General features: G+C 73.9%; 10 protein-coding genes. 7 read left to right on the top strand and 3 right to left on the bottom strand.

What is annotated here, in order from left to right; translation table 11 throughout:
- The first annotated feature begins 326 nt into the window (after positions 1-326).
- From IG74_RS0142260 to IG74_RS0142290, 7 genes are all read left to right on the top strand, one after another.
- Entirely contained in the window at positions 327-1154 is an 828-nt protein-coding gene (locus IG74_RS0142260) for a type 1 glutamine amidotransferase domain-containing protein (RefSeq protein WP_030688627.1), read from the top strand.
- A gap of 60 nt (positions 1155-1214) precedes the next feature.
- The gene (locus IG74_RS0142265) at positions 1215-2861 is read left to right on the top strand and encodes a thiamine pyrophosphate-binding protein (RefSeq protein WP_030688629.1); all 1647 of its coding nucleotides are present in this window, start codon (positions 1215-1217) and stop codon (positions 2859-2861) included.
- Between the two features lie 104 nt (positions 2862-2965).
- Complete coding sequence (locus IG74_RS0142270) at positions 2966-3421, top strand: nuclear transport factor 2 family protein (RefSeq protein WP_030688630.1); 456 nt, start codon at positions 2966-2968, stop codon at positions 3419-3421.
- 79 nt (positions 3422-3500) lie between these two features.
- Positions 3501-4112 carry a DJ-1/PfpI family protein gene (locus tag IG74_RS0142275; RefSeq protein WP_030688631.1) on the top strand — a complete coding sequence of 204 codons (612 nt, stop codon included), beginning with the start codon at positions 3501-3503 and terminating at the stop codon, positions 4110-4112.
- Positions 4109-6046, top strand: a complete 1938-nt coding sequence (locus IG74_RS0142280; protein ID WP_078869556.1) for an AGE family epimerase/isomerase — start codon at positions 4109-4111, stop codon at positions 6044-6046. The genes IG74_RS0142275 and IG74_RS0142280 overlap by 4 nt, the downstream gene beginning before the upstream one ends.
- A complete protein-coding gene (locus tag IG74_RS0142285; RefSeq protein WP_030688634.1) occupies positions 6046-6390 on the top strand; it encodes an STAS domain-containing protein in 345 nt (114 codons plus the stop codon). The genes IG74_RS0142280 and IG74_RS0142285 overlap by 1 nt, the downstream gene beginning before the upstream one ends.
- A gap of 170 nt (positions 6391-6560) precedes the next feature.
- Entirely contained in the window at positions 6561-9059 is a 2499-nt protein-coding gene (locus IG74_RS0142290; RefSeq protein WP_030688635.1) for a sugar phosphate nucleotidyltransferase, read from the top strand.
- 97 nt (positions 9060-9156) lie between these two features.
- Here IG74_RS0142290 and IG74_RS0142295 read toward each other — a convergent pair whose 3' ends face one another.
- The 3 genes from IG74_RS0142295 to IG74_RS0142305 all read right to left on the bottom strand — a co-directional run.
- The gene (locus tag IG74_RS0142295) at positions 9157-9882 is read right to left on the bottom strand and encodes a DsbA family oxidoreductase (RefSeq protein WP_063761343.1); all 726 of its coding nucleotides are present in this window, start codon (positions 9880-9882) and stop codon (positions 9157-9159) included.
- Positions 9879-11126: an acyltransferase family protein gene (locus IG74_RS0142300; RefSeq protein ID WP_051856565.1), complete on the bottom strand. Its 1248-nt coding sequence runs from the start codon at positions 11124-11126 to the stop codon at positions 9879-9881. Before IG74_RS0142300 ends, IG74_RS0142295 begins: the two co-directional genes overlap by 4 nt.
- A gap of 111 nt (positions 11127-11237) precedes the next feature.
- The coding region (locus IG74_RS0142305; RefSeq protein WP_234334637.1) for an MFS transporter at positions 11238-12804 on the bottom strand (1567 nt) is incomplete at its 5' end.

Genomic DNA, 12804 nt, shown 5'->3' on the forward strand with positions numbered 1-12804 from the left:
CGCCCGCGAGCTGGTGCGGGGCGGGGCGGGGCGTGAAAGAGGGTCGGTGGGGTGCGGGGCGGGGGGTCCGGTGGGGTGCGGGGCGCGGTGCGCGGTGCGGCGGCGCCCTCTTCACAGGTGACCAGTGAATACGCCGCACCCTCGTACGGATTCGCCGACTGTGCAGCGACTGGGGCAAGTTGGACGAGTCTCCCGATGCGCGCCGCTGTTTATTGCCGCCTTGCGCGAGCAGCGGGTTGACTCCGAATGTCCCTGAATTTCGGCCATCGGCCGTGCTATTTCTTCTTCTCGCGGGGACGGATCTCATCCGACGACAGGGAGACCTCGTGTCCAAACGCATCCTGGTCGTGCTTTCCGAATACGGCTACTGGGGCGAGGAACTCGTGGGCCCAATCGAGGCTTTCGACGCACGCGGGTATCGCACCACGTTCATGACACCGCACGGCAAGCGGGCCCAGGCCCTGCCGCCCAGTCTCGATTCCGAGTACATCGACCCACCGCTGGGCCGCGCGGTCACCTCGCGGGACATGGCCCGCCGTGCGCGGGCGCTGGATGACTCCAGCCGTCTGGACAATCCCCTGAGCCTGGCGGAGATGATCCCCGAGCGCCCGTACTACAGCGCCCTGAACCACCTGCGGGAACTGGAGAGTTACCACAGCAACCTGGCGGCGGCCGCCCACGAGCTGCTGGGCGGCTTCGACGCGCTGGTCATCGTCGGCGGCAGCGGCCCGATCGTGGACCTGGCCAACAACGAGCGGCTGCACGAGCTGATCCTGGCCTTCGCGCGCGCCGACAAGCCGATCCTGGCCGAGTGCTACGGGGTTGCGGCGCTGGCCTTCGCCCGGGACTGGGACGCGCGCGCCAGCCTGCTGCGCGGCAAGCACGTCACCGGTCACCCCAAGGAGTACGACTACAAGGACGGCACCGGGTTCGTGGGGGTGGACTTCAACATGGGGCCGCCGCCCTACCCGCTGGAGTACATCCTGCGCGATGCCACCGGCCCCGACGGCGCCTTCCACGGCAACGTCGGCAAGGAGGTGTCGGTCGTCGTGGACTTCCCGTTCATCACCGCGCGCTCCACGCCGGACTCGGTGACGGCCGGGGAGCTGCTCGTGGAGGTCCTGGACAACGGGCTGCGCCGCTACGGCTGGTGACCTGACAAGCCAGACGGCCCGGTCGGGGCCGTACGAGCCCCGGTGAGGGAAGGAGAGCCGATGCCCGCCAGGCCCGCCAAGGCCGCGGTGTTCGAGCAGCTGGCCGCCGACGGGGTGCGCCATCTGTTCGGCAACCCCGGCACGGTCGAGCAGGGGCTGCTGGACGTGGCCCGCGACAGCGCGGTCGGCTATGTGCTGGCCCTGCACGAGAGCGTGGCGGTGGCCATGGCCGACGGCTACGCGCGGGCCGCGCAGCGCCCCGGTGTGGTCCAGCTGCACAGTGCGGTGGGTCTGGGCAACGCGATCGGCATGCTCTACCAGGCCAGGCGCGGCGGTTCGCCGCTGGTGGTGCTGGCCGGGGAGGCCGGGGTGCGCTATGCGGCCCTGGACGCGCAGATGGCCGCCGACCTGGTGGCCATCGCAAGTCCGGTGACCAAGTACGCCGCCCGGGTCCTGGACGCCTCCTCGGTGCTGCGGGAGCTGCGCCGCGCGGTGAAGATCGCCATGACGCCGCCGCGCGGCCCGGTCCTGGTGGTGCTGCCCGCCGACGTCCTGGAGCAGGAGTGCGGCGAGCCGGCCGTGCCGTCCTCGATCCCGCGGACCCGCACCGCTCCGGAGCCGGCCGACCTGGCCCGGGCCGCGCAGCTGCTGGCGGGCGGGCGGCGGCCGCTGATCCTGATGGGGGACGGCGTCGCCGCCAGCGGCGCCCAGCAGGCCCTGACCCGGGTCGCCGAGGCGCTGGGCGCGCCGGTGTGGGGGGTGAACTCCTCCGAGGTCAACTTCGACACCACCCACCCGCTGTTCGCCGGCACGCTGGGGCACATGTTCGGCGCCGACAGCGCGCGGGTGGTGGCCGGGGCGGACGCGGTGCTGATCGTGGGCACCTATGTGTTCCCCGAGGTCTTTCCCGAGCTGGTCAGTCCGTTCCGGGAGGGTGCGGCGATCGTGCACATCGACGCCGACGCCTATGAGATCGCCAAGAACTTTCCGGTCGATCTCGGCCTGGCCGCGGACCCCGCGCCGGCCCTGGACGCGCTGGCCGGCCACCTGGAGCAGCAGCGGGAGCTGCGGTGGGAGCACCGCCCGCGGCCGGCTGCGTCCCCTGCCCCGGCGGCGCAGCCGGCCGCCGGCGGCGGGCCGGGCGGCGGGGCGGGGGGTGGTTCGCTGATGGACTGTTTCGCCCGGGCGCTGGCCGCCCAGGCCCCGCCGGGCCTGGTGGTCTTCGACGAGGCGCTGACCTCGGGCGGGCCGCTGCTGCGGCATCTGCCGCCGCGGCGGGCGGGCAGCTACTTCCAGACCCGCGGCGGCTCGCTGGGGGTGGGCATCCCCGGCGCCCTGGGCGTGAAGCTGGCCCGGCCCGAGCTGCCGGTGGTGGCCTTCACCGGTGACGGCGCCAGCATGTACACCGTCCAGGCGCTGTGGAGCGCGGCCCGTTACCGCATCGGCGCCGGTTTCGTGATCTGCAACAACGGCCGTTACCGGCTGCTGGACGACAACATCGAGCGCTACTGGGCCGAGCTGGGCATCGCCCCGCACGCGCACCCCGAGGCCTTCGACCTCTCGCGCCCGGACATCGACTTCACCGCCCTGGCCGCCGCCCTGGGCGTGCCGGGCCGGCGGGTGGACAAGCCCGCCCAGGTGCCCGGCGCGGTCCGTGCCCTGCTCGGCCACCAGGGCCCCTACCTGGTGGACCTCGACACCGCATAACCCCCCGCCCCCGGCCCCCGCTGTGGGGTCCGCGCCGCACGGTGCGCGGGCCCGGCAGAGGGGGCGGGGGCGGGCAAGTCCTCGTGGAGCCAAGGAGCTTGCCCATGTCGCACGTGCAGACCCGCCCCGCCCCGCACATCGCCACGGCGGCGATCCGCCGGCTGGTCACCGGCTGGTACCGGGCGCTGGACCGGCACGACCCGCTGGCGGAGATCACCCCGATGGTCACCGACGATGTGGTGATGCATCTGCCCGAGGGGGCGGTGCACGGCCACGACGGCCTGGCCCAGTGGTACCGGGCCGTCACCCACCGCTTCTTCGACGAGCGGCACACCCTGACCTCGCTGGACGTGCGCCTGGCCCAGGGGCCGTGCGCGGAGGCCGACATCGTCGTCAACTGGCAGACCAAGGTGTGGGAGGCGCCGGCCGCGCGCAGCACCTGGCTGGGCTTCGACGCCCACCAGCGCTGGACGGTGGCCCAGCAGGACGACGGGCACTGGCGCATCCGCACCTACACCGTCACCGCGCTGGCCCCGATGCCCGGCTCGCCGCCGCTCTGAGCCCCCGGCTTCTTCTTGTCCCGGCCGTCCGGCCGCGCCCTTGGCCTGTCTGCCACCCACCGACTTCGGGATCGTCCACATGGGAATCGTCAAGCCCCTGCCCACCGGCCGGCTCGCCGGCAAGCGCCTGGGCATCCTGCTGGAAAGCGGCTACGTCGAGGAGGAGATCGCCTACTACCAGCGCCGCTTCGCCGAGGACGGGGCCGAGGTGACGCTGCTGACCCGCCTGTGGGGGCTGTCGTCGATCACCTTCACCGGCCAGGGCCACCAGGCCCCGCTCACCGTCGAGGGCGACCTGGAGGCGGTCGACTTCCACGAACTGCTGCAGTACTCGGCGCTGATCGTGCCCTCCGGGCAGGTCGCCGAGCGGCTGCGCTACAGCGAGGACGTGGAGCAGATCTCCCCCGCCCTGGAACTGCTGCGCCGTGCCTTTCGGGTGCCCAGCGTGCTCAAGGCGTTCTCCTGTCACGGCCTGCAGCTGCTCTCGGCCGCCCCCGAACTGCTCCGGGACCGCCCGGTGACGTGCCACAACAACGTGGCCGGGGACGTGCGCAACATGGGTGCGGTCTACCTCAACCAGGACCTGGTCGTGGACCGCGACCTGATCACCTCGCGCACCGTGGAGCACTGCCACCTGCTGGCCCGTACCGTCATCGAACGCCTGGACATCCCCGCCCGGGCGGCCGCATGAGCGCCCCCGCCCCGCTGCCCTTCTCCTTCTCCGACCTGACGTCGGGGTATGTCACCGGGCGGCTCGGCAGCCGCTTCACGCTCACCACCCTGGACGGGCGCGAGGTGCTCATCCACCTGAGCGCGGCCACCACCGGCCAGCGGCTGCGCAACCTCGGCGAGCCCTACCAGGACGTGACCGGGCAGCTGGCCGACCTGCTCACCCCCGGCACCCGGGTGTTCGTCTACGGGCCCATCTACCCCGCCGCGGGCGGGCTGTACTTCCAGGCCGACCGGGTGGTGATCGCCGGCGGTGCGGGCAGCGTGCCGCCCTGGCAGCAGCCGGGCTGGTGGACCCGCCAGCTCACGGAGCTGGCCTGCTTCTACCGGCGCTCGCAGTTCGGCGCCGGGCCGGTGGACTTCGCCGAGTACCGCACCGAGATCCACGGCAGCGGCCACAAGACCGCCCAGCACATCCAGGAGACCGACACCCTCTCCCGCCTGGTCTACGGCATGGCATCCGCCTACACGCTCACCGGCAACGAGGACTTCCTCGACGTGGCCGAGCGCGGCGCGCGCTACCTGCACGAGCACCTGCGCTTCCATGACCCGGACGAGGGCATCGTGTACTGGTACCACGGCGTGGACGTGGCGGGGCCGGTGGAGCGCAAGCTGTTCGCCTCGGAGTTCGGCGACGACTACCGCGCCATCCCCGCCTACGAGCAGATCTACGCGCTGGTCGGCCTGGCCCAGACCTACCGGATCACCGGCGATCCGGTGATCCGCCAGGACCTGGAGGCGACCGTCAAGCTCTTCGACACCGCCTTCCACGATCCGCGCCTGGGCGGCTACTTCTCCCACATCGACCCGGTCACCCTCAGCCCCCACCACGACAGCCTGGGCCCCAACCGCTCCCGCAAGAACTGGAACTCGGTGGGCGACCACGCCCCCGCCTATCTGATCAACCTGTACCTGGCCACCGGCGAGGACCGCTACCGGCGCATGCTGGAGCACACCTTCGACATGATCGTCACCCAGCTGCCCGACCGCTCCCGCGACGGGAGCGTCTTCGTCAACGAGCGTTTCCACGCCGACTGGACCCCCGACCACGAGTGGGGCTGGCAGCAGAACCGCGCCGTCGTCGGCCACAACCTGAAGATCGTGTGGAACCTGATGCGGATGCACGCCGCGCTGCCCAAACGCGAATACCGCCGGCTGGCCGAGCACCTGGCCGCGGCGCTGCCGCCGGTGGGCCGCGACGGGCAGCGCGGCGGCTGGTACGACGTCCTGGAGCGCGAGGCCGAGGACGGCCGGCACGCCTTCGCCTGGCACGACCGCAAGACCTGGTGGCAGCAGGAGCAGGCCATCCTGGCCTACCTCATCCTGGCCGGCACCACCGGCGAGGACGGCTACACCCGCCACGCGGACGAGGCCGCCGCCTTCTACAACGCCTTCTTCCTCGACCACGACGAGGGCGGCGTCCACTTCACCGTCCTGGCCAGCGGCATCCCCTACCTGCTGGGCAACGAACGCCTCAAGGGCAGCCATGCGATGGCCATGTACCACAAGGCCGAACTGTGCTACCTCGCCGAGGTCTACACCCGTCTGCTGATCCGGCGCGAGCCGCTGAACCTGTGGTTCAGGCCGCACGGTGACGCCGACTTCCCCGGCCGGCTGCTGCGGGTGGCCCCCGATCTGCTGCCGCCCGGCCGCGTCGAACTCGAGTACGTCCTGATCGACGGGGCGCCCCACGACGACTTCGACGCCGCCGCGCTGACCGTGCGCCTGCCCGAGCGCGAGGACCGCATGACCGTCCAGGTCCGCCTGCGCCCCACCACCCCCCGCCCCCTGCCCCGGCTGCGCCCGGGGCCGGGGCGCCCCTCTCCCTGCTTCCGCCCGCCTCTTTTCGATGTTGACGTCCGTAGCGCGTTTGACGACCTCAAAGGGATGACGTGATGAGTTTCGAGGCCTACTTCGGCTTCACCGGTGACACCGCCACGATCTACCTCAGCGGGGATCTGACCGACAAACGGGTGCCCGCCGTGCGCACCCTGATCGACCAGGCGCTGTCGCGTCCGGTCAACCGGCTGGTGCTGCGCATGCACGGGCTGACCTCGCTGTCCGCGGCCGGGGTGCGCTGCCTGTGCTGCACCCAGCAGCAGCTGCCCGCGGGCGCGCAGATCGTCGTGGACGGCGCCTGCGACAGTGTCCGGCGGGTGCTGCAGGCCAGCGGCTTCGCCCAGGCCATCACGCTGATCGAGGGCTCCCTGAGCCTGCCCGACGAACCCGCCGCCGCCTGACCCGCCCCCCTGTCCCTTTTCCCGCCATCCCGCCATCCCGCCGTCCCGCCGTCCCGCCCCGCGTTCCGGCACCCCCCCGCTCGTTCCGCGACACCCGCACATATCTGTGACACCCGCACGTCCGCGCGCCTCGCGCGGCACCCGCGCTACCCCAAGGGAGATTCTCCGACATGAAGGCTGTTGTGATGGCCGGCGGCGAGGGCTCACGGCTGAGGCCGATGACCTCGGACCTGCCCAAGCCGCTGCTGCCGGTCGCCGACCGGCCGATCATGGAGCACGTGCTGCGCCTGCTCAAGCGCCACCGCCTCGACGACACCGTCGTCACCGTGCAGTTCCTGGCCTCCCTGATCCGCGAGCAGTTCGGGGACGGCAGCCAGCTGGGCATGCGCCTGAGCTACGCCACCGAACCGTACGCGCTGGGCACCGCGGGCAGCGTGAAGAACGCCGCCCACCTGCTGGGCGACGAGCCGTTCGTGGTGATCTCCGGTGACGCGCTGACCGACATCGACCTCACCGACCTGATCGCCTTCCACCGCGCCAAGGGTGCCCTGGTGACCGTCTGCCTGACCCGGGTGCCCGAACCGGTGGAGTTCGGCATCACCGTCGTCGACGAAAGCGGCCGTGTGGAGCGTTTCCTGGAGAAGCCCACCTGGGGCCAGGTGTTCTCCGACACCGTCAACACCGGCATCTACGTCATGGAGCCCGAGGTCCTCGCCCACGTCGCCGAGGGCGAGAACGTGGACTGGTCCAGCGACGTCTTCCCCCGCCTGCTCGAAGAGGGCCGGCCCGTCTACGGGTACGTCGCCGAGGGCTACTGGGAGGACGTGGGCACCCACGCCAGCTATCTGCGCGCCCAGGCCGACGTCCTGCACGGGCGGGTGGGGGTGGAGCGGGCCGGGGTGGAACTCTCCCCCACCGTGCGGGTGGACGCCACCGCCCGCATCCACCCCACCGCCCAGCTGACCGGGCCGGTCTATGTCGGCCCGCACGCCCAGATCGGGGCGGGCGCACGGATCGGCGAGCACACCGTGGTGGGCGCGCACGCGGTCATCGACCAGGGCGCCCAGCTGCGCCGCGTGGTGGTGCACCCGCACGCCTACGCCGGTCCCGGCGCGGTGCTGCGCGGCTGCGTGATCGGCCGCAACGCCAGCCTGCGCCGCGACGTGCGCATCGAGGAGGGCAGCGTGCTGGGGGCCGGCTGCGTGGTGGAGGAGGAGGCGGTCGTGGCCGCCGACGTCCTGGTCTACCCGGGCAAGACCATCGAGGCGGGCACCACCGTCAACGACAGCCTGATCTGGGAATCACGCGCCACCAAGTCCCTGTTCGGGCCGCGCGGCGTGCGCGGGGCCCTCAACAGCCAGATCACCCCCGACCTCGCCGTGCGCCTGGCCAGCGCGTTCGCCACCACCCTGCCGCGCGGCGGGCAGGTCGCCGTCGCCCGCGACCACGGCGTGGCCGCGGCGGTGCTGCTGCCCGCCATGGTGGCCGCGCTGCGCGCGGCCGGCCTGGGCGTGCGCGACCTGGGGCACGTGCCGCTGCCGCTGGCCCGCCGGCACACCGCCGCCGACGACAGCCACGGCGGCATCGTGGTCACCACCACCCCCGGCAGCGAGGAGAGCGTCGACATCGTCTTCCTGGACGCGCACGGCATCGACCTGTCCCCCACCGCCCAGCGCGGCCTGGAACGGGTCTTCAGCCGGCGCGAGTACCGGCGCGTCCTGAGCGGCGAGATGGGCCGCCTGCACACCGCCCCCACCAGCATCGAGGAGTACGCCGACACCCTCACCCAGCACCTGGGCACCCTCAGCGGCGGGCGCCGTCTGAAGGTGGTCGTCGACGCCGCCTGCGGCAGCACCGCACTGACCCTGCCCGCCGTCCTGGGACGGCTCAGCATCGAGGCACTGACCGTCAACAACGCCCTGGTGCCCGCCTCCAGCACCGAGACCCCGGCCGAACGCCGCGCCGCCCTGCACACCCTGGGCCACTTCGTGGCCACCTCCGGCGCCGACTTCGGAGTGCGCTTCGACCCCACCGGCGAACGCCTGTCCCTGGTCGACGAGAAGGGCCACATCGTCGCCGACGACCGGGCCCTGCTGCTCCTGGTCCGGCTGCTGACCGCGGAGGCCGGCGGCGGGCGCACCGCGGTCCCGGTCACCGTCAGCCGCACCGTGGAGCACACCGCCCACGCCCACGGCGGCCAGGTCCGCTGGGTGGCCACCGCCCCCGGCGACCTCAACCGGGCCGCCGCCGGCGGCGGTTTCCTCCTGGCCGCCGACGGCGCGGGCGCCTTCGTCCTGCCCGAGTTCAGCATCTACGCCGACGGCATCGCCGCCTTCGTCAAACTCGCCGCCCTGCTCGCGCGCGACCACACCGCGCTGAGCGAACTCATCGCCCCGCTGCCCGCCGTGCACGTGCGCCAGCGCGACCTGCCCACCGCCTGGCGCATCAAGGGCCAGGTCATGCGCACCGTCGTCGAGGCCGCCAGCGGCCGCCGGATCGACACCACCGACGGCGTGCGCGTCCTGGAGGACGACGGCCGCTGGGCCCTGGTCCTGCCCGATGCGGCCGCGCCCATCACCCGCCTGTGGGCCGAGGGACCCGACCCGGCCGCCGCCGACGCGCTCCTGGACGAATGGAGCGCCGCCGTCCGCGGCTCCGCCGCCGCCTGACCCCCGCACCGCACCGCCCTGCCCCCGCGCCCGCCCTTTCGCCCCCTGGTTCTCAGGGGGCGAAAGGGCGGTGCGGGGGCGGTGGCGTGAAGGGGGGTCAGGTGCCGTGCAGGCGGGCCCGGCCCGGCTGGGGGTGGGGCTTGGGCACCGGCGCGGGCAGCGGCATCCCGGGCGGGGCCGCGGTAGTCATGTCCCACACCCCCGCCCCCGCCCCCGCACCCGCCGGGGCCGCCGTGGTCGCGGCGATCGCCTCGTCGACGGCCCCCGCCAGCTCGGCGGCCGTGGGCACCCCGTCGATGCGCCGCTGCCCGGCCACGATCACCGGCACCATCGACACCTGCGCCGCCCCGCGCGCGTGCGCCAGGTCCTGCTGATGGGCGCGGGCGTAGCGGGCCGACATGATGGCCGCGCGGAACCCCGCCCGGTCCAGGCCCGCCTCCACCGCGAGCGCCGCGAGCACGGTGGGATCGGAGATGTCCTGCCAGTGGTGGAAGTAGGCGCCGAACACCAGGTCGGTGTAGCGGGCGCCGGCCCCGTGCTCGCAGGCGTAGCGGTAGCCCAGCAGCGCCATCCGCGCCCGGCGCAGCGGGGTGCCCGGCGGCCCGGCCAGATGCACGCCGCGCTCGGCGCCCAGCGGGCGCACCGAGTTCTCCCACACCCCGCGCGGGTACTCCCCGGCCTCCTCCACGCAGTTGGGGTTGACCTCGAAGGGATGGAAGGCGGGCGCCACGTCCTTGCCGCGCAGCGCCGTGGCCAGCACATGGCGGGTGATCAGGCTGTAGGGGCAGATGAAGTCGAACCAGACATCGATCGTGACGGTCATCGGGGGACCTCTTCTGACGCGGACGGAAGGGACGGACCGGCGGGCCCGGGCAGCCCCGGAGCCGGGAGACCGGGCACGGGCGGACCGGGGGCCGGAGGGCCGGGCACGGGCGGACCGGGGGCCGGGGGGCCGGGCGCGGGGCGGCGGGGACGGCGGGCGGAGAAGCGGCGCAGCAGGGGCTGTTCGACGGCCGTGTGCATCGCCCAGGCCAGCAGCAGGGTGAGGGCGGCGGCCAGCAGCAGCAGTGCGGCGGCCGCCGGGGTGGACCAGGCGCGGTGCTCGCCCAGGGCGCGGTGGCCGTGGAACTGGACCAGGCGGTGCAGCAGGTAGAACGCGAAGGACACCTGGCCCAGCCACACCACCGGGCGGGCGGCGAACACCCCGGGGCTGCCGCGCAGATCGGCGGTGGCGCCCGCGGCGACCAGCCAGGCCAGCGGGGCCACGCCCAGGGCGGCGATGCCGTAGGCCACCGGCAGGGCCAGGGCCGCGGTGTAGGCCAGCGCCAGGGCCAGCGCCGCGGGCCACAGGCCGGTGGCGGGGAAGCGGCCCGCGGCCACCAGGCGGGCCATCACCATGCCCAGGACGAACTCCGCGGCGCGCACCGGCGGGAAGGCGAGCAGGAACCAGTACTGCTCCTCGCTGATGGCCAGCCAGTACATGTGCGGCCCGCCCGGCAGCAGCAGACCGGCCGCCGCGGGCAGCAGCGCCACCACCGCGGCCAGGGCGGCGGCCCACCACCACAGCCGCCCGGGGCGGATGCGGCGCACGCCCGCCCACAGCGCGGGAAAGGCCAGATAGAACAGGGCCTCGCAGCTCAGCGACCAGCTGACCGGGTTCGCGCCGAGGATGACGTCCACGTCCGGCTGCCAGGTCTGCACCAGCAGCAGGTTGCGCAGCAGCCCCGGCCGCGGCAGACCGGCCGCGGCGAGCAGCGCCACGGCGGCGGCCGCCGTCAGCAGATGACTGGGGTAGACCTTCCACAGCCGGCGGCGCCAGAAGGCCCGCCAGGTGTCGTGGCGGCGGGCGGAGAAGGCCAGCACGAAGCCGCTCAGCACGAAGAAGAACGACACTCCCGTCCACCCGGCCTGGCTGGCCCCCTCGCGGAACGCGCCGTTGACGCGCCGGTCGGCGAAGACGTTCTCGTAGGAGGCGTGGAAGCAGAACACCAGCAGCGCCGCGGCGAACCGCATCCCGGTCAGCGACGGCAGCCGCCCCGCGGGGGCGGGGGTATCACTGCGGGACATCACGGCTCCCCGGCCCGCGGGCACCCCGGGCACACACGGCACACCACCTCATCTCACGGGCACAGCACGACAGGGCACGGCGCCTGGCGGCGTGGCCCGGGGCGGGGCCGGTCACCGGCGGGGGCCGGGCGCGGGGGTGCCCCGGTGGTGGCGCAGCAGGCGGGGCACCAGGGCCAGCGCGGTCAGGGCCAGCAGCGCGGTGACGGCCAGGCCGGCCCCGAACGCCCCCCAGCCGGGCCGGTGTCCGCCGCCGGAGCGGGCGGCGAAGGCCAGGCCCGCCAGGGTGACGCCGAGCGCCATGCCGATCTGGGCGGCGGTCTCCAGCACGCCGGAGGCCGCGCCCGCCAGGCGGGCGGGCACCTGCCCCAGGGCGGCGGCGAACAGCGGGCTCACCCCCAGGCCCTGCCCGAAGCCGATCACGGCCAGGCACACCAGCAGCAGCCCGGTGCCGGACCCGGCCACGACAGCTCCCAGCAGTGCCAGGCTGCCCGCGGCGTTCGCCGCGTAGCCGGCCACCAGCAGCCGGGTGCCGATACGTTCCTGCAGCCGCGGGGCCAGCAGTGAGGCCAGCACGAACAGCACCGCGAGCGGCAGGAAGCACAGCCCCGCGCGCAGCGCGCCGTAGCCGAGCGCGGTCTGCAGGTGCAGGGTGAGCACGAAGAACAGGCCCGCGTTCCCGGCGAAGAAGGCCACCGCGATCGCGCTGCCCGCGCCGAAGCAGCCGCGGGTGAACAGGCCCGGGTCCACCACCGCCCGCCCGCCCCGGCCGGCCAGCGCCCGCTCGTAGCGCACGAACAGCACGGCCGCCGGCACGGCGGCCACCGGCATCAGCACGCTCCACACCGGCCAGCCGGCCCCGTGCCCCAGCGTCAGCGGCCCCAGCAGCAACAGCAGCACCGCGGTCAGCAGCAGCGTGCCGCCCGTGTCCAGCCCCGCCCCGCGGCGGACGGGGCACGGTCCCGCGGCAGGGCCGGGGCGGGGGGCGGGGGGCAGGGTCAGGGCGGCGCCCAGCAACAGCAGCAGCCCCAGCGGCACGTTGAGCAGGAAGACGGGGCGCCAGGACAGGCCGAACAGGTCGGCCTGCACCAGCAGGCCGCCCAGCAGCTGGCCGGCCACCGAGGCGCCGCCGATGGTGGCACCGAACACGGCGAAGGCACGGGCCCGCCGGCGGCCGGTGAACGCGGTCTGCAGCACGGCAAGGACCTGGGGGTAGAACAGGGCGGCGCCCAGCGCCTGCACGACGCGGAAGGCGATCAGCGCGGGCGCCGAGGCCGCCAGGCCGCACGCCAGGGAGGCCGCGGTGAACAGGGCCAGGCCCGCCAGGAACAGCCGCCGGCAGCCGTAGGCGTCGCCCAGGCGGCCGCCGGCGACCAGGAACAGGCCGTAGGCCAGCAGATAGCCCGAGACCGTCAGTTCGGCCTGGGCGAAGCTGGCGCCCAGGCCCGACCGCACGGCCGGGACCGCCACGTTGACGATGAACCCGTCCATGATCGCCATGAACGTGCCGCCCATCACCACCAGCAGCAGCCAGCCCCGCCGCACCCCCGCACCCCCGCCCGCGCCCGCGGGCGTGTCCGTGTCCGCGGGTGTTTCCGTGTCCGCGTCCGCGGGTGTTTCCGTGTCCGCGTCCGCGGGTGTTTCCGTGTCCGCGTCCGCGGGTGTTTCGGTAACCGCGGGC

The sequence above is a fragment of the Streptomyces sp. NRRL B-1347 genome (assembly GCF_000720325.1).
Lineage (GTDB): Bacteria > Actinomycetota > Actinomycetes > Streptomycetales > Streptomycetaceae > Streptomyces.